19 protein-coding genes are annotated in these 19,856 nt (G+C 73.5%); 13 read left to right on the top strand and 6 right to left on the bottom strand.

The window, feature by feature from the left end:
* Positions 1-208 precede the first annotated feature (208 nt).
* Both ACIBCA_RS18485 and ACIBCA_RS18480 read left to right on the top strand, forming a co-directional pair.
* On the top strand, positions 209-1,123 hold the full coding sequence (locus tag ACIBCA_RS18485) for a GNAT family N-acetyltransferase (protein ID WP_396283958.1): 915 nt from the start codon (positions 209-211) through the stop codon (positions 1,121-1,123).
* On the top strand, positions 1,120-1,926 hold the full coding sequence (locus ACIBCA_RS18480; RefSeq protein WP_396283957.1) for a lysophospholipid acyltransferase family protein: 807 nt from the start codon (positions 1,120-1,122) through the stop codon (positions 1,924-1,926). Before ACIBCA_RS18485 ends, ACIBCA_RS18480 begins: the two co-directional genes overlap by 4 nt.
* Before the next feature lie 111 nt (positions 1,927-2,037).
* On the opposite strand, the gene ACIBCA_RS18475 is transcribed toward ACIBCA_RS18480, so the two are convergent.
* Positions 2,038-3,669 (bottom strand): MFS transporter, encoded by a 1,632-nt coding sequence (locus ACIBCA_RS18475; RefSeq protein WP_396283956.1) that lies wholly within the window; start codon positions 3,667-3,669, stop codon positions 2,038-2,040.
* A gap of 204 nt (positions 3,670-3,873) precedes the next feature.
* On the opposite strand from ACIBCA_RS18475, the gene ACIBCA_RS18470 reads away from it, so the two are divergent.
* From ACIBCA_RS18470 to ACIBCA_RS18460, 3 genes are all read left to right on the top strand, one after another.
* Positions 3,874-4,551 (top strand): TetR/AcrR family transcriptional regulator C-terminal domain-containing protein, encoded by a 678-nt coding sequence (locus tag ACIBCA_RS18470; protein WP_396283955.1) that lies wholly within the window; start codon positions 3,874-3,876, stop codon positions 4,549-4,551.
* An 81-nt stretch (positions 4,552-4,632) separates the two neighbouring features.
* Entirely contained in the window at positions 4,633-5,061 is a 429-nt protein-coding gene (locus ACIBCA_RS18465; protein ID WP_396283954.1) for a hypothetical protein, read from the top strand.
* Positions 5,062-5,157: 96 nt separating this feature from the next.
* Complete coding sequence (locus tag ACIBCA_RS18460) at positions 5,158-6,156, top strand: YdcF family protein (RefSeq protein WP_396283953.1); 999 nt, start codon at positions 5,158-5,160, stop codon at positions 6,154-6,156.
* Between the two features lie 78 nt (positions 6,157-6,234).
* Here the strand turns inward: ACIBCA_RS18460 and ACIBCA_RS18455 are convergent, their stop codons facing one another.
* Positions 6,235-6,783, bottom strand: coding sequence for a PaaI family thioesterase (locus ACIBCA_RS18455; RefSeq protein WP_396283952.1), 549 nt, complete (start codon positions 6,781-6,783; stop codon positions 6,235-6,237).
* Positions 6,784-6,985: 202 nt separating this feature from the next.
* Between ACIBCA_RS18455 and ACIBCA_RS18450 the strand changes: the two genes are divergently transcribed.
* Positions 6,986-8,512, top strand: coding sequence for a PHB depolymerase family esterase (locus ACIBCA_RS18450; protein WP_396283951.1), 1,527 nt, complete (start codon positions 6,986-6,988; stop codon positions 8,510-8,512).
* Positions 8,513-8,535: 23 nt separating this feature from the next.
* Here ACIBCA_RS18450 and mca read toward each other — a convergent pair whose 3' ends face one another.
* Complete coding sequence (gene mca / locus ACIBCA_RS18445; protein ID WP_396283950.1) at positions 8,536-9,477, bottom strand: mycothiol conjugate amidase Mca; 942 nt, start codon at positions 9,475-9,477, stop codon at positions 8,536-8,538.
* Positions 9,478-9,621: 144 nt separating this feature from the next.
* On the opposite strand from mca, the gene ACIBCA_RS18440 reads away from it, so the two are divergent.
* From ACIBCA_RS18440 to murQ, 3 genes are all read left to right on the top strand, one after another.
* On the top strand, positions 9,622-10,350 hold the full coding sequence (locus tag ACIBCA_RS18440) for a TetR family transcriptional regulator (protein WP_396283949.1): 729 nt from the start codon (positions 9,622-9,624) through the stop codon (positions 10,348-10,350).
* Between the two features lie 95 nt (positions 10,351-10,445).
* Positions 10,446-11,126 carry a DUF6445 family protein gene (locus ACIBCA_RS18435; protein ID WP_396283948.1) on the top strand — a complete coding sequence of 227 codons (681 nt, stop codon included), beginning with the start codon at positions 10,446-10,448 and terminating at the stop codon, positions 11,124-11,126.
* A 121-nt stretch (positions 11,127-11,247) separates the two neighbouring features.
* On the top strand, positions 11,248-12,156 hold the full coding sequence (murQ, locus tag ACIBCA_RS18430) for an N-acetylmuramic acid 6-phosphate etherase (RefSeq protein WP_396283946.1): 909 nt from the start codon (positions 11,248-11,250) through the stop codon (positions 12,154-12,156).
* 19 nt (positions 12,157-12,175) lie between these two features.
* Here the strand turns inward: murQ and ACIBCA_RS18425 are convergent, their stop codons facing one another.
* Both ACIBCA_RS18425 and ACIBCA_RS18420 read right to left on the bottom strand, forming a co-directional pair.
* Entirely contained in the window at positions 12,176-12,640 is a 465-nt protein-coding gene (locus tag ACIBCA_RS18425) for an isochorismatase family protein (protein ID WP_396284142.1), read from the bottom strand.
* 58 nt (positions 12,641-12,698) lie between these two features.
* Positions 12,699-13,403 (bottom strand): TetR/AcrR family transcriptional regulator C-terminal domain-containing protein, encoded by a 705-nt coding sequence (locus tag ACIBCA_RS18420; protein ID WP_396283945.1) that lies wholly within the window; start codon positions 13,401-13,403, stop codon positions 12,699-12,701.
* Between the two features lie 218 nt (positions 13,404-13,621).
* Here ACIBCA_RS18420 and ACIBCA_RS18415 point away from each other — a divergent pair, with 218 nt between their 5' ends.
* Positions 13,622-14,950 (top strand): MFS transporter, encoded by a 1,329-nt coding sequence (locus ACIBCA_RS18415; protein ID WP_396283944.1) that lies wholly within the window; start codon positions 13,622-13,624, stop codon positions 14,948-14,950.
* A 251-nt stretch (positions 14,951-15,201) separates the two neighbouring features.
* Positions 15,202-15,768: a hypothetical protein gene (locus ACIBCA_RS18410; protein ID WP_396283943.1), complete on the top strand. Its 567-nt coding sequence runs from the start codon at positions 15,202-15,204 to the stop codon at positions 15,766-15,768.
* A gap of 128 nt (positions 15,769-15,896) precedes the next feature.
* On the opposite strand, the gene ACIBCA_RS18405 is transcribed toward ACIBCA_RS18410, so the two are convergent.
* Complete coding sequence (locus tag ACIBCA_RS18405) at positions 15,897-17,429, bottom strand: glutamate synthase subunit beta (RefSeq protein WP_396283942.1); 1,533 nt, start codon at positions 17,427-17,429, stop codon at positions 15,897-15,899.
* Positions 17,430-17,777: 348 nt separating this feature from the next.
* On the opposite strand from ACIBCA_RS18405, the gene ACIBCA_RS18400 reads away from it, so the two are divergent.
* On the top strand, positions 17,778-18,470 hold the full coding sequence (locus ACIBCA_RS18400) for a response regulator transcription factor (RefSeq protein ID WP_396283941.1): 693 nt from the start codon (positions 17,778-17,780) through the stop codon (positions 18,468-18,470).
* Positions 18,467-19,855: an ATP-binding protein gene (locus ACIBCA_RS18395; RefSeq protein WP_396283940.1), complete on the top strand. Its 1,389-nt coding sequence runs from the start codon at positions 18,467-18,469 to the stop codon at positions 19,853-19,855. The genes ACIBCA_RS18400 and ACIBCA_RS18395 overlap by 4 nt, the downstream gene beginning before the upstream one ends.
* Position 19,856 lies beyond the last annotated feature (1 nt).

The following is a 19,856-nucleotide window of genomic DNA, read 5'->3' as shown; positions in this document are numbered from 1 at the left end:
CGTCCGGTGCCCGGGAGATGACCTACGGGCCACGGGTGGTCCCATTCAGCAGTTGCACATCTGCGCTCCTCCGCGCCGCAACGTGGATGCCAACCGGCTCGGACATTCATACGGGGACCGGTTCGCGACCCTGCCCGACACCTGCGAGCCGGGACGGTGCCTGGGGAGACCACGGCACCGCCGATCGTGCTGCCCTGGAGGGTCCGCCATGACCACCGTCCCCACGTACGCTCCGACCGCAGTAGCCCCCACCCACGAGACCCCGGCTGTCCCGGCTGTCCCGGCCGTGCCGGCCCAGCGCCACCAGCCCGCCCCGGCCGGCTACACCGTCTCCCTCGCCCGCGACGAGGACGACGTCCGCGCCGCCCAGCGCCTGCGCCACCGCGTCTTCGCCGCCGAGCTCGGCGCCGTCCTGAACAGCCCGCTCTCCGGGCTCGACATCGACCCCTTCGACGAGTTCTGCGACCACCTGCTGGTCCGCGAGCAGGAGACCGGCGAGGTGGTCGGCACCTACCGGCTGCTGCGCCCGGAGGCCGCGCGGCGGGCCGGACGGCTCTACTCCGACGGGGAGTTCGACCTCTCCGCCCTCGCCCCGGTCCGCCCGGACCTGGTCGAGGTCGGCCGCTCCTGCATCCACCCCGACCACCGGGGCAACGGCGCCGTCATCAACCTGATGTGGGGCGGCATCGCCCGCTACCTGGTCGACACCGGCAACACCTGGGTCGGCGGCTGCTGCTCCATCGACCTCGCCGACGGCGGCGCCGAGGCGGCCCGCGTCTGGGACACCGTCAGCGCCAAGCACCTCGCCCCCGACGAGTACCGCGTCACCCCGCACCGCCGCTGGGACGCCACCGGGGTGCCGCGCGCCGAGCGCGGCGCGCTGCCCGCCCTGCTGCGCGGCTACCTGCGGCTCGGGGCCTGGGTCTGCGGCGAGCCCGCCTACGACCCGGACTTCGGCTGCGCCGACCTGTACGTGCTGCTGTCGCTGAAGCGCACCGACCCGCGCTACCTGCGGCACTTCCTGTCCGGCGCGGCCCAGACGCAGCCCTCCGGCACGTCCGGCACCTCCGGCACGTCCGCCACCTCCGGCTCCTCCGCCCCTGCGGCCCCCTCGGTCCCGTGAGCGTCTGGCTGCCGACCGCACCCTGCCGTCCGGAGACCTGCCTCGGCGAGCGGGCTCCGGCGGTGCCGCACCCCCTGCGGGTCCTGCGGCTGGCCTCCTGCGTGGCGGTCGTCCTGGCGGGCGTCGCGCTGAGCGTGCCGGTGAAGCTGCTGCCGTACGCGGCCCGGACGCCACTCACCCGACTGTGGGCCCGCGTGCTGCTGCGCAGCCTCGGGGTCACCGTGCGGCTCAGCGGGTCGGGCGGCAGCGGCGGGGCCCTGGTGGTCGCCAACCACGTGTCCTGGCTGGACATCCCGCTGCTCGCGGTCGGGCGGCCGGGGCGCTCCCTCGCCAAGACCGAGGTGCGCAGGTGGCCGGTGCTCGGGCACCTGGTCGCGTGGGGCGGCACCGTCTTCCTCGACCGGGACCGGCTGCGGACCCTGCCCGACACCGTGGCGGCGGTGGCCGCGGTGCTGCGCTCCGGGCGTCCGCTGATCGTCTTCCCCGAGGGGTCGACCTGGTGCGGCCGGGAGAGCGGTCGCTTCCGCCCGGCGCTGTTCCAGGCCGTGGTGGACGCGGGAGCCGTCGTCCAGCCGGTGACGATCCGCTACCGGCTGGAGGACGGCACGCCCACCAACGCCGCGGCCTTCATCGGGGACGACGGGCTGCTCACCTCCCTCGCCCGGGTGGTCGCCGTCCGCGGGCTCGTCGCCGAGGTGACGTTCCGTCCGCCGATCCCCCCGCCCGGACCCCAGCCCACCCGAGCGGGCGCCCGCCGCGAACTCGCCCGCGCGGCCCAGGCGTCGGTGGTGGGCTTCCACTGAGGCGCACGCCGGATCGGGCGGCGAGGCGTGACCGCCGCCCGACCCTGCTCGGGCCTGCTCGGGCTGTTCCGGCTTGCTCCGGCCTCCGGCGCGGGGTGGTGAGGTCGAGCGCTACGCGGGGGCGGCCTCGGGTTGTTCCTGCTGGGCCTGCGGGTTGGGCCGGTCGCTGCTGCCGCCGTTGCCGGACTCGGACTCGGACTCGGCCTGGGCCCCGGACTCGGGATCGGGATCGTGCTGGAGGCGGGTGGCCCGGCCCAGCAGCACGGCGACCAGGACGGCGGTGACGGCCAGCGCCACCGAGCCGCTGCGCAGGGCGAGGTGGATGCCGTCGACGAAGGCGCCGTCCACCGCCTGCTGCACCGGGGCGGGCAGGGCCACGGCGGCGGTCCCCGCCCCGTGGGCCCCGCCGGCGGGGGCGTCCGCGATCGAGCCGACCGACTCCGGCGAGATACCCAGCCGGTGCAGCGAGGAGGTCAGTTCCTCCGTCATCCGGCTGGTCAGGACGGCACCGAGCACCGCGATCCCGAAGACGCCACCGAGTTCGCGCAGGGTGTTGATGGTGGCCGAGGCCATGCCCATCTGCACGGGCGCGACCCGCTGGAGCACCGCGACCGAGATCGGGGTGAAGGTCAGCCCCATGCCGAAGCCCATGGTGAACAGCGTCCAGAGGTAGGCGTCGTAGTGGGCGTGGTCTCCGTAGAGCGACAGCCCGCCCAGGCCCACGGCGCAGAGCACCAGGCCGGCCACCATCGGCAGCCTGGGGCCGTACCTCCCGGCGAGCCGGCCGGAGAGCGGACCCGCGATCACCAGCATCGCGGTCATCGGCAGCCCGCCGTAGCCCGCGCCGGACGGGGACCAGCCGAGCACGCCCTGCATCATCAGCGGCAGGAAGAACAGCGCCCCGAACATCCCGAAGCTGACCATGAACGCACCCAGCAGCGCCCCACCGAGCCCGCCGTCGCGGAAGAGCCCGAGCTCCAGCATCGGTTCGGCCAGCCGCAGTTCGAGCGCCAGGAAGGCGACCAGCAGGAGGACCCCGGCGGTGCCGCAGCCGAGCACCACGGTGCTGGTCCAGCCGCGCGAGGCGCCCTCGATCAGGGCGTAGACCAGCAGGCCCAGGCCCGCCGAGGACAGTGCGAAGCCGCCGTAGTCGATCCGCCGGGCGCGCGGCGGGATCACGGGCAGCACCTTGGCCGCGAGCACCACCCCGGCCACGCCGATCGGCACGTTGATCCAGAACACGCTGGACCAGCCCAGGTGTTCGACCATCGGACCGCCGATCACCGGGCCGACCGAGAGGCCCAGGGCGGAGACCCCGGACCACAGCCCGATGGCCTTGGCCCGTTCGGCCTCGCCGGTGAAGACGTGGCCCAGCAGGCTCAGGCTCCCGGGCGTGAGCAGCGCGGCCCCGACGCCCTGCACCATCCGCGCCGCGACCAGGACGCCGATCGTCCCGGCGAGGGCCGCCACGGCGGAACCGGCCGTGAACAGGGCCAGGCCCAGGACGAACATCCGGGTGCGGCCGTACCGGTCGCCCAGCGCTCCGCCGGTCAGGACGAGCGCGGCGTAGATCAGGCTGTAGCCCTCGGCGACCCACTGGAGGCCGCTGATCCCGGCGTCCAGGTCCTGCCCGATGCGGGGCAGGGCGACGTTGACGACGACGTTGTCCAGCATGGCCATGAACATGGCCACGCAGAGCGTGAGCAGCGCCAGCCCCTTGCGGCGCGCGCTCGACTCCCCCATGGGGTCCCTCCCGAGTTCCGGCCCCTAACGGCGTTAGGGGCTGATGTGACACGCACAGGCTGCCCCTAACACCGTTAGATGGCAAGCCGAATTCCCGACCTGCGGATTCGCCCGCGAAGCCGCCGTGGCACTGTTGATGCGCCGCACCGCACGATCGGGGGCACCGCACCGATCCGCTCGACCACTGGAGGCGTCCGAACAGCCATGCCGGAGAATGACCACGCGACACCCGCTCTGACCAGGGACGCCCTCGCCCAGGCAGCCCTGCGCGTGCTCGAACGGGACGGCCTCGCCGGACTGTCGATGCGCAAGGTCGCCGCCGAGGTCGGCGTCAAGGCGGCCTCGCTGTACTGGCACGTGCGCAACAAGGAGGAGCTGCTCGACCTCCTCAACGACGCCATCCTGGCCAAGGCCGATCCCCCGCCCCGCGAGGGCGGCTGGCGCGAACAGCTCGCCGAGTACTGCCACCGCTACCGCCGGCTACTCCTCGACAACCGCGACGCCGCCAAGGTCATCTCCGGTCGGCTCGTCCCGGGCCCGAGCATGTTCGACCTGATGGAGGACAAGCTCGACCGCCTCCGCTCCGCCGGGTTCTCCGACTCCGACACCGCCATGGCCACCTACCTGATGAGCTCCTTCGTCCAGGGTTTCGTACTCCAGGAACAGTCACCGCTGTCCGCCGCCGAGGCCGGCGGGGCCAGCCGGCTGGAGGTCGTCACCTCCGTCGCCGACCGGTTCCGGGCACTGCCGCCCGAGACCTACCCCAACCTGGTCGACCTCGCCGACGAGCTCACCACCCCCAATATGGATGTCCGTTTCGAATTCTGCGTCCAGCGCGTCCTCGACGGGCTCGCCACACTCCTCCCACCGGAACGCCGCTGACCACCGCCCCGACCTGCGGTGACACCCCGGGCCACTGTTAGCCTTCCCGGAGGTCAAGGGCGGGCAAAGAACGGCGGGGGCATGAGCGACACTCAGGCGGGCGGGGGCGAGCCGACCGGCCATCAGCCGGGGGACCCGACACCCGTCCCCGGCGGTCAGGTCGGCCCGATCACCTTCGTCGCCCGGAAGGCCGGCGGCTGCCTCGGCGAACTGCTCATCGAACTCGTCGGCGGCACCCTCGCGATGGCTCTCACCACAGCCTCGCTCGCCGGGGCCTTCTACGGCGTCAAGCTCCTCCACCGCGCCAGCGCCCTCGGCGCCTACGGGGTGGCCGCACTCGGCCTGCTCGCCCTCGTCCACGGCATCCGGCAGGTGCGCCGCCCCAGGGAACAGCGCAGCCGTGCCGGACGGTTCGCCGCCACCGCCACCGCCGTACTCGGCGGCTGGCTGCTCCTCTGCGTCGGCTACGCCTCCCTGGACGCCGCCTTCGGCCTCAACATCGGCCTCTGACCCCCGACTTGTGGCCACCGCCTTGCGGCCCCCGACCGGCGCCCCCGACCGGTGCCCCCGGCTCGGCCCCGCCGTGCTGCGCCTACGATACGAGTCATGATCGCCTACCTCCCTGCCGCCTTCTTCTTCCTGTTGTTCGGCATCGGGGTCCTGCGAGACCGCCGCCGGTTCAGCAATGCCGTCCTGCTCGGCATCGCCGTCTCCCTCCTCTCCCTCGCCCTGCTCGCCGAACTGCGCCACGCGCCCACCCTGGTCGCGGAGTTGGCGGCGGTCGCGATCGTCCTCCTTCCGGCCATCGGCACGATCGCCCTGATCTGGTTCCTGATCGCCAACGGCCTCACCATGATCCGCAAGGAGGGCCGCCGACCCGCCAACCTGCTGTCGTTGCTCGCTGGGCTCGGCATCCTCGCCCTGCTCGCCCTGATGGCCGCCGCCATCGCCACCCGCTCGCCCCGTCTCGGCATCCTCGCCGGCACGGCCCTCCTGGTCGTCGGCTACATCTCCTTCCTGTTCGTCTGCTTCGTGGGCTACGCCTTCCTGTACGGCCGCCACCGGCCGCGCCGGGACGTGGACTTCGTGGTCGTCCTCGGCTCCGGACTGATCGGCGGTGAGCGCGTCCCGCCGCTGCTCGCCAGCCGGATCGACCGGGGCCGGGAGGTGTACGAGCAGCAGGCCGCCCGCGGCAACCCGCCGGTGCTGATCACCTCGGGCGGCCAGGGCCCCGACGAGAAGCTGCCGGAGTCCCACGCGATGGCCGACTACCTGACCGAGCGCGGCTTCCCGGCCGAGCACGTCGTACGGGAGGACCGCTCGCGCACCACCGAGGAGAACCTGCTGTTCAGCAGGGCCCTGATGGAGCAGGCCAAGCCCGACTACCGCTGTGTGGTGGTCACCAACAACTTCCACGCCTTCCGTGCGGCCCTCCTCGCCCGCAAGACCGGGGTCAACGGCCATGTCTTCGGCTCCCCGACCGCCGCCTACTACTGGCCCAGCGCGACGATCCGCGAGTTCGCCGCCGTCTTCCTCTCGCACAAGCTGATCAACTTCGGGATCTGCGGCCTCCTCGCTCTCTGTGGTCTCCTCGCCGTCCTCTGACCGGCACTGACGGCACCACCCGCGCCGTTCGGGCCCGGTCGCCGGGCCGGGGCGTCCGGCCCGGCGACCAGCGCCCTCTCAGGCCGCCGGACGCGGGGCCAGGATCGCGCAGGTCGTGGTGCCGTGGGCGTAGAGCTTGCCGTTCTCCACACCCACCACCCGGGCCTCCGCCGTCGCCATCGTCCGCCCCAGGTGCAGTACCTCGCCCTCGCACCGCAGCAGCCCCGAATCCGCGAACAGCGGGCGCAGCATATGGACGTTGAGCTGGGTGGTGGTGTACCCGATCCCCGCCGGAAGCCGGCTCAGCACCGCGCAGCCGAGCGCCGAGTCCAGCAGGGTGGCCAGGTAGCCGCCGTGCACGGTGTTCATCGGGTTGTACAGGTGCTCACCCGGCTCACCCTCGAACACCGCGATGCCCGGCTTCACCTCGGTCACATGGAAGTCCATCGTGCTGCAGATCGCGGGCTCCTGGATCCGCCCGGCGATCATCTCCAGCAGAATCTCCTCTCCGGTCAAATGGGTGTACTCCGCCAGCGGCGGGCCCACCGTCCAGGTGTGCGTCCGGGAGCGCGGCTCCCCACCCTCCGCAGTCCCCTGCCCGCCGTCACCGATCTCATGGTTCGTCATGGGATCAACCTGCCCTGCCCGACCTCCGCTCTCAAGTGCCCTCTACGGGAGGGCGGGTGGCCAATCGCCGCGAAACCGGACCATGTCGGCCCACACCATTCCCGGGTGGCGGACCTCGGCTCACCGTCACATGGCTCCCGGCCCCGGCACGCGCCACCCTGCAGGGAATCGGCCCCCACGCCGACCCCACCCAGGAGCCCCCATGTCCCTGCGCTTCACCCTGACGCGGCTGCGCCCCGCCACCGCCGCGCTGCTGACCGCCGCAGCCCTCGCCATCGGCACAGCCGCACCCGCGCCGACCTCCGCCACCACCGAAGCCACCGCAGCCACCGCAGCCACCGCCGAGGTCACGACCGCTACGACCGCCACCACCACCGACGCCACCGGGGCCTTTCAACAGGTGACCGGCTTCGGTGCCAACCCGGGCCACCTGGCGATGTACACCTACACGCCCGCCACCCTGCCCACCGGCGCTCCCCTCGTCATCGCCCTGCACGGCTGCACGCAGAGCGCCACCGACTACTACCGCAACTCGGGCTGGACCACCTTCGCCGACCGCTACGGCTTCGCGGTGGTGTTCCCGCAGACCGACAGCACCAACAACCCCCTCTCCTGCTTCAGCTGGTTCGACACGACCAAGGACGCCCGGGGCGTCGGCGAGGCCGAGTCGGTGGCCGAGATGGTCACCAAGGCCGAAGCCCTGTACAGCTCGGACACCCACCGGGTGTTCGTCACGGGCCTCTCCGCCGGCGGCGGGATGGCCGCCGACCTGCTGGCCGACTACCCCGACGTGTTCGCCGGCGGGGCGATCGACTCCGGCCTGCCGGCCCGCTGCGCCTCCACCCAGGCGGCGGCGAGCAGCTGCCAGAACTCCGACCAGGGCCTCTCGCCCGCCCAGTGGGGCGACAAGGTCCGGGCCGCGTACCCGGGTTACACCGGCTCGTGGCCCCGGGTGGCGATCTGGCAGGGCAGTGCCGACACCACGGTGAAGCCCGTGAACGCGACCGAGCTTCGCGATCAGTGGACCAACGCCCAGGGTCTCGGCCAGCAGCCGAGCAGCACCCACAGCCTGCCGGGCGGCACCACGGAGGAGGACTACGCCGCCTCGAACAGCCGGCCGGGAGTGGCACTGTTCACCATCCCCGGGATGGCCCACGGCCTCGCCGTCCACCCCGGCACGGGCCCCGACCGGTGCGGGGCGACCGGCACCTACTACCTGGACACGATCTGCTCCAGCTACTACACCTCGCTCTTCTGGGGGCTGGACGGCACCGGCCCCGGCACCCCCGGCCTCCCGGCACCGACCGGGCTGACCGCGGCCCCGGTCGGACAGGACTCGGCCTCCCTCAGCTGGCAGGCCGTCAGCGGGGCCTCCTCCTACCAGGTCTACCGGGACGGCGCCCCGCTCAGCAGCAGCACCGCCACCTCCTACACCGACGAGGGGCTCTCCCCCGCCACCACCTACGGCTACGCCGTGGCCGCCGTGGACCCGGCCGGAGCCATCGGCGCCCGCTCGCCGGCCGTGACGGTCACCACCGGTGGCAGCGCGCCGCAGTGCTTCACCGACAGCAACTTCGGCCACGTCCAGGCGGGCCGGGCCACCCAGCGCTCGGGCCTGACGTACGCGCTCGGCTCGGGCCAGAGCATGGGCCTGTGGAACGTGTTCGTCACCCACACCCTGAAGCAGACCGGCCCGGGCTACTTCGTCCTCGCCGACGGCCAGTGCTGACCGGAGGACGATCGAACGGCGGTTCATCCGCACCCCTCCTTACTGCTCTGGCCCGCGTCCTTACTGCTCTGGCCCGCGAATTCCGGACGCAGCCCCTCGAACAGGTCCGTCTCGACCCGCCCGTCCCCGGTGCTCGGCGCCGCCGCCAGGCTCCGGGCCAGGTGGTAGTCCTCCGTCGGCCAGACCTCGCGCTCGATGTCCCGGGGGTGGGCCATGAAGGCGACGCCGGGCTGCACCTGGGTGGCGTGGGCCAGCAGTGCCGCGTCCCGTACGGCGAACTGCTCGGCGCAGGCGATCCGGGTGGTGGTGGCGAGGGCGGGTGGGGTGTCGGGCCAGCCGGCGAGCAGCTCGCCCATGGGCGAGGGCATGCCCTTGGCCGTCATGGCGTCGTGCAGGGCCTGGAACCAGGCCCGTGAGAGAGCGAGGTGGTAGTAGAGCTTCGCCACCTGCCAGGGCTCTCCCGCCTCCCGGTACCGGGTGCCGTCGGCCGCCGCCTCGATGGCTTCGAGCGTGGCCCGGTGCGTCATCACGTGGTCGGGGTGCGGATAGCCGCCCGTCTCGTCGTACGTGATCACCACCTGCGGGCGGAACTCCCGGATCAGGGCGACCAGCGGCCCGGCCGCGACCTCCACCGGTTGGGCCGCGAAGCAGCCCTCGGGCAGGGGATCGCCCGGGCCGGGCATCCCGGAGTCGACGAAGCCGAGGAACTGCTGCCGCACGCCGAGGATCTCCCGGGCCGAGGCCATCTCCCGGCGCCGGATCCGGGCGAGATCCGCCCTGACCTCGGGCGTGTCCATGGCCGGGTTGAGCACCGAGCCACGCTCGCCTCCCGTGCAGGTGGCGACCAGGACGTCCACTCCCTCGGCCGCGTAGCGGGCCAGGGTGGCGGCGCCCTTGCTGGACTCGTCGTCGGGGTGGGCGTGCACGGCGAGCAGGCGCAGTCCGGACTGGTGCTGGATCAACATCGGGGCCTCCCAAGCGGTTCGGTCGGCGGCCACGGTGGCCGCCCGAGGAGAACTTAGGACGGTCCCAGTCATGAGGTCAAGGCAATTAATTAGGTCGAGCATAAATACTGTGCTCGACCCAGAGAAGTGCGCTAAGGTCGCGCCATGACGAAGCCCAGCCCCGAAACCGCCCCCGGAACCGCGACCACCCCCAACCTCCGCGAGCTCAACAAGCGCCGCACCCGCGAGGCGATCTCGCACGTCGCGACCAGGCTCTTCATCGACCAGGGCTTCGACCGGACGACCATCGCCGAGGTGGCCGCCGCCGCCGGCGTCGCCAAGATGACCGTCACCAACCACTTCCCGCGCAAGGAGGACCTGCTGCTGGACCTTCACGAGGAACTCGTCGGCCGACCCGCACGAGCGGTGGCCGCCCGCACGCCCGGTGAATCCGCGCTCGCCGCAGTGCGCCGCGACTGCCTCTCCGCACTCGACCGGCACGACCCCCGACTCGGCTTCGCCGCCCAGGCGTTCGCCCGCACGATCGCCGACAGCCCCGCTCTCCTCGCCCGTCTCCGCGAACTGCACGAGCAGGGAGAGACGGCGCTCGCCGAGGCGCTCGCGGAGGCCGCCCATCCGACGCCCGCCACCGACCCCACCGCCACCGACCCCGCCACCGACCGCACCGACCCCGTCCACGTCGACTTCGAGAGCCGGGTCGCCGCCGCCCTGCTCGCCGCAGTCGACCGGTCGGTGTTCACCGAGGTGTTCCGCCGCATCCTGGCCGGGGAGGAGCACCCCGCCATCACCGCAGCGGTGCGCCCGTCAGCCGTCCTGGCCTTCGACCGATTGGAGGGTGCCCTCGGAGGCTTCGCCGTCCGGCCCACCGACTGACCCCTCCGACCACTCGGGCCCCTTTGACCCGCCTTGACGAAAGGTTGACTTGTTCACGGCAGAAGCTAGAAGCACACCAGACCTATCGTCGGCCCATGCCCCCACAGCCCCTCAGGCCCACCACCCTGCCGGTCCTGCCCTACCGCAAGCCCACCCGCGGCCGGGACTACTGGGTCCTCGACAACGTCCTGGCCGACCCCGACGCCGTCCGTGAACGCTGCCTGGCGCGGGGAGAGTGGACAGAGGGCTACCCGTACCGTCCCGAGACCTGGCCGGGCCTGCGCACCATGCCCGGTCTCGAACCCGAGGAGCTGGCCCGGGTCGAGGCGCTGGTCCGCAAGGCCACCGGCGCCTCCCGCCTCTGGGTCCAGAGCACTCCGGGCGGCGGCACGCTCAACCACAACTGCGTCCAACTCGTGGGCGCGGGAGAGTCGGAGTCCCGTCCGCACACCGACTCCCGCGCGCTCTGCCGCTACGCCGCCGTGCTCTACCTCAGCCCGGGCGCCCCCAAGGACGCGGGCACCAGCTTCTACCGCCAGCAGTTCCCGGGCGGCCGCCTCGGGGGCAACCTGGTCGACGCACCGCACAACAACCTGGTCGAGGCACTGGGCACCCGGCGCGTGCCGGCCGACCACTTCGTCGAGGATGTCCGCGTCCCCAACCGCTACAACCAACTGCTCCTCTACCACTCCAACCTCATCCACAGCGCGACGAGTTACTACGGCATCGAACTGCCGGACCGCCGGATGACGGCCGTCTTCTTCTGGATGGCCTGACACCCCCGCTCCCCGACCCGCCCGGGGACGAGAGCTGCCGCCCTCAGCCCCCGACCCCGGGCCGCCCGCCACCGCGCCCTCGCCCTGGTTCGGATGCGTTGTGTGCGGGGACGGTGACGGCATGGAGAACCCCGAACCGCTTCCGGCCACCGAGGCCGTTCACCCTGCCTGGGCGGGCATCGACGAGCTGCCCACCCTCGACCTGCTTCGGCTGATGAACGCGGAGGACCGTACCGTCCCGCCGGCCGTGGGTGCCGAACTGGAGGGGATCGCCGCCGTGGTCGATGCGGCTGCGGCGCGGATGGCGGCAGGTGGGCGGCTGATCTACGTGGGCGCGGGGACGGCAGGGCGGCTGGGGGTCCTGGACGCCTCCGAGTGCCCGCCGACGTTCGGCACTGATCCGGGGCTCGTGGTCGGTCTGATCGCGGGTGGGCCGTCGGCCCTGACCACCGCCGCCGAGGGTGCGGAGGACCGCCCGGACCTCGCCGAGGCCGACCTCGCCGCTCTCCGCCCCACACCGGCCGACACGGTGGTGGCCGTATCGGCCTCGGGGCGGACGCCCTATGCGGTGGCGGCCGTGCGGGCTGCCCGCGCGGCGGGTGCGCTGACGGTGGCTCTGGCCTGCACTCGTGGCTCGGTTCTGGCGCAGGCTTCCGAGCTGGCCGTCGAGGTGGTGGTGGGCCCGGAGGTGCTGGCCGGGTCGAGCCGTCTCAAGGCGGGCACAGCGCAGAAGCTGGTGCTCAACCTGCTGTCGACCGCCGTGATGATCCGTCTGGGTCGGACCTACGGGAATCTGATGGTCGACCTCCGGGCCACCAACACGAAACTCCGCGACCGGGCCCGCCGGATCGTCACGGAGGCCACCGGGGCGGATGAGGAGGCGGTGCGTCAGGCCCTGGAGGCGAGCGGCGGTCGGACGAAGGACACGATCCTGATGCTGCTCGCCGACGTCGACGCCGAGTCCGCGGCCCGCCTGCTCGCCGCCTCCGAGGGGCGCCTGCGCCAGGCCCTCCGAGCGGCAAAGCCCTGAGCAGCCACCCCGCCCCGCCTCACCCCAACCGCAGCTCCTCCGCCGTCACGACCTCGCCGAGGCGCGGGAAGTCCAGGTCCACCGAGGCCCGGTGCTCCTCCGCCGAGAGCGCCGCCATCGCGTCCTCGACGAACACCACCTCGTAGCCATGGTCGCTGGCCGCCCGCGCGGTCGACTCCACGCCCAGGTTGGTCGCGATCCCGGCGAACACCAGGGTGTCCACCCCGCGCGCCGCCAGCAGCTCATGCAGCCCGGTGCCCTGGAAGCCGCCGATGGTGCGCTTCACCACCACCTCGTCGGCCACCGCGACGACCTCCGCCGCCAGGTCGCTGCCGGGCGGCTGCACCTCGACGTTCGGCCGCTCGACGCGCACCGCGACGACCGGCGCCCCGGCCTCCCGGAAGGCGCGGGCGAGGCCGAGGGAGGCGGCCAGCACCTCCGAACCGGGGCGCGGCGCCAGCTGGTTGGCGATGATCCGGTCCATCAGGTCGATCAGGACGAGGGCCGTACGGCGGGATTCGAGAGTGGTCACCCGCCTCACGCTAGCGCACTCCCGAAACACCCTCCCCGCCTGCGCCCGCGTCCCCACTCACGCCCTCGCCTGCGCCCGCACCCCGACCCGCATCCCCGCCCTCACGCGCGATCTCGACCCGGAAGCCCTCGATCAGCACCCGCAGCCCGTACTCGAAGTCCGCGTCGTGGTCGGTCATCCGCAGCACCTCCACGGCCTCGCTCAGCAGCGGCAGTCCGTCCAGCGCCTCGTCGGGGAAGGGCTCGCGCCCGGCCGCGTTCTGGAGCCACGCCTGTTCCTCGGTGACCCAGCCCATGATGTACCGGTCGACGGTGAGCAGCAGCCGCAGCGCCGTCCGGGGCCGCAGTCCCGCCCGGCACAGGGCGCTCAGCTGGGCCTCGACGGCGGGCAGTTCGTCGACCGTGGGCAGGGTGCCGGCGTGCACCCGGGCGCCGTCGCGGTAGGCGAGCAGCCCCTTGCGCTTGGCGCGGGCGTCGGCGGCGATCCATTCGGGCCAGCGGTCCGGTTCGGGGGCGCGGTCGGGCGGCAGCGCCTCGGCGAGCATGGCCTCGGCCATGAGGTCGAGCAGTTCCCGCTTGTTCTTGAAGTGCCAGTACAGCGCCGGGGACTGCACGCCGAGTTCACGGGCGAGGCGCCGGGTGGTGAGCCCCTCGATGCCCTCCTCGTTGAGCACGCGCAGCGCGGTGCGCACCACCTCGTCGCGTTGCAGCGCCATCCGCGACCACCCCTTCCCGCATACGAGATCGAACCCCTGCGGAGGAGCAGAAGAAATCGACTTGCCCCCTCACCTTATCGCCGATAAGTTCCCGAGCTGGAATTTATCAGCGATAAGTAACGCCGTCGCGCCCAGCCGTCGTACCCGGCCGACACACCCACGCCGACACACCCAGCCGACACACCCACACCGACGCCCCTGAAGGGATCGACTCCCGCATGCCCTCGCTCCTGTCCGGCCTGACCCGCCTGTCCGGACTGCTGCCGAACACCGCCCCCTGGCGCAACTCCCGGGACTTCCGGCTGACCTGGACCTCCGGCACCGTCACCATGCTCGGCTCGATCTTCACCATGACCGCGATCCCCCTACAGATCGCCCACCTCACCGGCTCGCCGCTGGCCGTGGGCGCCGTCGGGGCGGTCGAACTCGCCCCCGTGATCCTGTTCGGCCTGTACGGCGGTGTGCTCGCCGACCGCGCCGACCGGCGCACCGTCGCCCTGGTCACCGAGATCGCGCTCGCCGGCCTGAGCGCGCTGCTCCTGGCCAACGCCCTGCTGGGCACCCCCGCCGTGTGGCCGCTGTACGTCGCCGCCGGGGTGACGGCCGCCCTCCAGGGCATCCAGCAGCCCTCGCTCGACGCGATGATCCCCCGCCTGGTGCCGCACGGCCAGCTGGTCGCGGCCGGGGCGCTGCTGTCGCTGCGCGGGAGCATCGCCACCGTGGCGGCCCCGGCCGCCGCCGGGCTGCTGATCGCGGGCGCGGGCGTCCCATGGGCCTACCTGATCGACCTCGTCACCTTCCTGGTCTCGATCGCCCTGCTCGCCCGCGTCCGCCCGGTGCCCTCCGAGCGCGACGCCGAGGCGCCGCAGCTCCGCGAGTTCATCGAGGGTGCCCGCTACGCCGCCCGCCGGCCCGACCTGATGGGCACCTACCTGGCCGACCTGGCGGCCACCGCCTTCGCCCTTCCCACCGCCCTGTTCCCGTTCCTCGCCGAGGAGTTGGACGCGGTGTGGGCGCTCGGCCTGCTCTACTCGGCGGCGGCGGTCGGCAGCCTGCTCGCGGCCGCGACCGGCGGCTGGACGGAACGCGTCCACCGGCACGGCCGCCTGGTGCTGCTGTCCGTCGCCCTGGTCGGAGCGGCCACCGCCGCGGCCGCCCTCGCCCCGAACCTCTGGACCGTCCTGATCTGCCTGGCCCTCGCGGGCGCCGCCCACTGGATCGGCGACACCTTCCGCGGCGCCATCTGGAACCAGTCCATCCCGGACGAACTCCGGGGCCGCGCCGCTGGGTTGGAGATGCTGATCGGCACCGCCGGACCGGCCCTCGGCGACCTGCGGGCCGGGGGCCTGGCCGCCCGGCAAGGCATCCTCGCCTCGCTGCGCACCGGGGGCCTGCTCTGCCTCGGCGGAGCCGCCGTCCTGTCGGCCTCGTTCCCCTCCCTGTGGCGCTACGACCAGCGCACGCACGCGCAGCACACGCACGGGCAGGAGCCCCACGGACAGGAGCCGCACGAGCAGGAGCCGCAGCCCGCTGAGCCCGCGCACTGACGCCGGCTCAACCGCGCCCCGGGGGCGGCAGGATCCCGTACGCATACGAGCCATGCGCCACCCGCCCACCTCGACCGGCCACCCTCCGAAACCAAATCGACGTGGCCGCGTCAAGCGAAGACTTGCCCACGGATTGCCGACCGATGCTTCGTCAATCGTTCACCGCACGAGGTCTACTCGCATAGACGATCCAATGGTGCCATGGACACGTCGCCCGGCCGCCCGAGCCCGGCCCACCCCCAGGAGCCCCCATGCCCCGCCCCCGCCGTCTGGCCACCGTCCTCGCCACCGCCGCCCTGACGGGCGCCGCCCTCACCACCGGCGCCACCGCCCACGCGGCCCCGGTCGCCCACACCGCAGGCTCCACCCTCGCCGTGAGCTGCTCCCAGGCGTACCTCCCGCTGCCCGACCCGGCCTGCACCCCCGGCGCCACCAACCCGGACGTCAGCCAGGACACCATCGACTCCACCATCTGCGTCGGGGGCTACAGCACCTCGATCCGCCCGTCCACCAGCTACACCAACCGCCTCAAGATCCAGCAGATCGCCCAGTACGGCTACGCCGACACCAACACGGCGGACTACGAGGAGGACCACCACATCCCGCTGTCCCTCGGCGGCCACCCGACCGACCCGCGCAACCTGTGGCCCCAGCCCCGCTACGCCACGGGCCCGAACGACAACACCGCCGCCGACAAGGACACCGTGGAGTACAAGCTCTACAAGGCCGTCTGCAACCACCAGGTCGACCTGGTGCCCGCCCAGCAGGCCATCGCCACCGACTGGACCACCGCGCTGTCCGTCCTCGGCCTCTCCTGATCACAACCGCGCCCCATCACGGCTGCACCTGATCACAACGGCGCCCGATCACAACCGCGCCCGATCACAACGGCACCCGATCACAACCGCGCCCGATCACAACCGCAGCCGATCGAACCCACGAGGGTTCACAGACCGAGCGCCCGCGCCGACGCCCCGATCGGCGCGGGCAGCTCCGTCCACCCGCGCAGGTAGCGATCCACCGCCGCGGCCACCGCCCGGCCCTCGGCGATCGCCCAGACGATCAGCGACTGCCCGCGCCCGGCGTCCCCTGCCACGAACACCCCGGCCGGACCGGCCGCGAAGCCCTCGTCCCGCTGCAGGGCGCCGTCCGGCCCGGTGGCGAGGCCGAGTTGGGCGAACAGCACGTCCGGCTCGGGCCCGGTGAAGCCCAGCGCGAGCAGCGCCAGCCGTGCCGGCAGCACCCGTTCGGTGCCGGGCAACGGGCTCCGCTCCCTCGGGTCGGCCTCGGCGAAGCGGACGGCGCCCAGCCGGCCGTCCGGCCCCGGCTCGAAGCCCACCGTGGCCGCCGCGAACATCCGGGCGCCGAGCGCCGCGGCCCCGCCCTCCTCGTGCGAGGTCGTCTCCCGCTCGACCTTGGGATGCACGGGCCAGGGCTGCCCGGCCGCCCGACGCGCAGGAGGTCGCGGGTTGATGTCCAACTGCGTGACGGAGGCCGCGCGCTCGCGCAGCGCCGTCCCCAGGCAGTCCGCCGCGGTGTCCCCGCCGCCGACGATCACCACGTCCAGGCCCTCGGCGGAGAGCGGCGAGACCGGACGGTCGCCCTCGGCGACCCGGTTCGCCCAGGTCAGGTACTCCATCGCCGGGTGCACCCCGGGCAGGTCCCGCCCGGGTACGGGAAGCTCCCGGCAGGCGGTGGCGCCGACGGCGACCACCACCGCGTCGTACTCGGCCCGCAGCTCCGAGCCCGGTACGTCCCGCCCCACCCACACCCCGGTGCGCAGCACCGTGCCCTCCTCCCGCAGCTGGTCCAGGCGGCGCTCCAGCCGGTACTTCTCCAGCCGGAACGGCGGGATGCCGTACCGCAGCAGGCCCCCGGCCCGGTCCTCCCGCTCGTACACCGTGACGGCGTGCCCGGCCCTGGTCAGCTGCTGCGCGGCGGCCAGCCCGGCCGGGCCCGAGCCGACCACCGCGACCCGCCACCCGCCACCAGGCCCGTCACCCTGCCCGTCACCACGCCCGTCCCCCCGCCGCGCCCCGCACGGATCGGCGGGCTGCGGACGGTCCCAGCCCTGCTCCCAGGCCCGGTCGGCGAGCGCCAGTTCCACGCTCTTGATCGTCACGGCCCCGATCGCCGCGGCCGAGCCCTCGATGGCGAGCACGCAGGCACTCTCGCAGGGCGCCGGGCAGAGCCGCCCGGTGAACTCGGGGAAGTTGTTGGTCGCCAGCAGCCGCTCCGCCGCCGCGCGCCAGTCGCCCGCAGCCGCCAGCCGGTTCCACTCGGGCACCAGGTTCCCGAGCGGGCAGGCGCTGTGGCAGAAGGGCAGTCCGCAGTCCATGCACCGCGCGGCCTGCGCGCTCACCACCGGCAGCGGCGGGCCCGGCCGGTACACCTCGCGCCGGTCCCCCAGCCGTTCCCGGGCGTCACGCCGCTCCCGCTCGGTGCGCGGGGTGGTGAGGAAAGCCATCCGGTCCGCCATGACGGCCTCCGGCGAGGGGCGTGCCGACATCGTGCCCGGCGGCCCGCTCGGCGGCGCGCCACCGTGAGGCCACCGTACGCCCCCGAAGCACTCCACAACACCCCGAAGCAGCCCCGGGAACCGCCCCGAACCCAGCGGGCCCGAGGGCACGCACGGGAACAGCCCCAACAGCAGGCCCGAGGCGCACACGGGAACTCCCCGAGCACGGGCCCGAGCCCTCGCCCACGCGCCCCCCGGCGCGCGCCGCCACCCCGTACGCCCCCGAAGCACCGCCCAAAAGCCGCATCGCAGCCCGAAGCCCCGCCCCGCCCTCACCCGCCGTGGCCACGCCAGGGAGAATCGCTCGTCATGAGCCACACCGTGCTGATCGCCGAGGACGACCGGGCCATCCGCGACTCGCTCACCCGCGCGCTCACCCTGGAGGGGTACCGGGTCCGCAGCGCCCCGGACGGCGTCCAGGCCCTGGCCGTCCTGGCCGAACAGCGCCCCGACGTCCTGATCCTGGACGTGATGATGCCCGCGCCGGACGGCCTGGAGATCTGCCGCCGCCTGCGCGCCGCCGGCGACCGCACCCCCGTCCTGATGCTCACCGCCCGCGTCGAGGTGCCGGACCGGATCGCGGGCCTGGACGCCGGGGCCGACGACTACCTCGTCAAGCCCTTCGACGTGGAGGAGCTCTTCGCCCGCCTGCGCGCCCTGCTGCGCCGCAACCCTCCCGAAGCCCCGCCCGGGCCCGCCGAGGAGGTGCTCACCGTCGCCGATCTGCGGGTGGAGCCCTCCGCCCGGCGCGTCTGGCGGGCCGAGCACGAACTGGAGCTCTCCCGCACCGAGTTCGACCTCCTGGAGCTGCTGGCCCGCAACGCCGGCGCCGTCCTCGACCAGACCACCCTGTACGAGCGCATCTGGGGCTACGACTTCGGCCCCGGCTCCAAGAACCTCGCCGTCTTCATCGGCTACCTGCGCCGCAAGCTGGACCTGCCCGGCCTGGCCCCGCTGATCCACACCGTCCGCGGCGTCGGCTACACGCTGCGCGAGCCGTGACGGGCCCGCGCCGCCGCATGGGGAGCCTGCCCCGGCCGGGGTTGCGCACCACCGTCACCCTGGTCTTCGCCGCGATGGCCGCCCTGGTCGCGGTGCTGATCGGCACCCTCGGCTACCACTCCGCCGCGCGGCTGATCCGCGACGACGAGTCGGACGACTTCACCTCCGCCGTCCGGGCGGTGAGCGGCCAGGTGCAGAGCCAGAACCTGTTCCCGGGGGACTTCAACGGCCCGACCGGGATGGGCGAGCAGCTGCTGCACCCGGTCAGGGTGACCGCCCAGGCCCTCGACTCCCACGGCGCCGTCCTCCCCGGCACCTCCCACTTCGACCTGCCGACCACCGCGGCGGACCGCGAGCTCGCCGCGGCCCAGGCCCCCGGCCGCACGGAGACGGGCGTGCGCAACCCCAACGGCATCATCTGCCGGGTGGGCGTGATCTCGCTCGGAAACGGCCGGGGCGCCGTCCAGATCGTGCAACGGCTGGACGACGTCGAGGAGTTGCTGGGCGAGCTGCGCCGCCAGATGATCGCGGTGGTGGCCGTCGTCGTCCTGGTGGCGGGGGCGGCCGGCTGGCTGGTCGCCGGCCGGATCACGGGACGCCTGGTCCGGCTCACCGACGCGGCCGAACTCGTCGCCGCCAGCGGCCGGTTGGACGTTCCGGTGCCCGCCCGGGGGACGGACGAGGTGAGCCGTCTCGCGCGGGCCTTCGACCGGATGCTGGTCCGGCTGGCCACGGCCAAGGAGAACCAGCGCCGGCTCGTCCAGGACGCCGGACACGAGCTGCGCACCCCGCTGACCAGCCTGCGCACCAACCTCTCCGTCCTGCCCAGCCTGAACCGGCTGCCGCCCGCCGAACGCAACGCGCTGATGGCCGATCTCGCGGACGAGGCCCGGGAGTTGACCCAGCTCGTCGAGGAACTGGTGGCCCTGGCCGCCGACCGCAAGGCGGACGAGGAGCCGACGCGGGTCGCGCTGGCCGAGCTCGTCCGCACCGCCGCCGCCCAGGCCCGCCGGCGCAGCGGCCGGGAGATCACCGTGGACGCGGACGACTCAGTGGTGACCGCCCGCCCGGACGCGCTGGCCCGCGCGGTGGCCAACCTCCTGGACAACGCCGCCAAGTTCGACCCGGCCGGCACCGCCCCGATCGAGGTGGTGGTGCGCGACGCCCGGGTCGAGGTGCGCGACCGGGGCCCGGGCATCGACCCGGCCGACCTGCACCGGGTCTTCGACCGCTTCTACCGCGCCACCGCCGCCCGCAGCCTGCCCGGTTCGGGCCTCGGCCTGGCCATCGTCCACGAGGCCGCCCGCTCCCACGGCGGCTCCGCGTTCGCCGCCAACCGCGAGGGCGGCGGCGCGGTGATCGGCTTCACCCTGGGGCCAGGCTGAG

Origin of the sequence: Kitasatospora sp. NPDC051170, from assembly GCF_044455705.1 — a bacterium.
Lineage (GTDB): Bacteria > Actinomycetota > Actinomycetes > Streptomycetales > Streptomycetaceae > Kitasatospora.
Note: the sequence above shows the minus strand (reverse complement) of the source record. Positions and strands in the feature narration are given on the sequence as shown.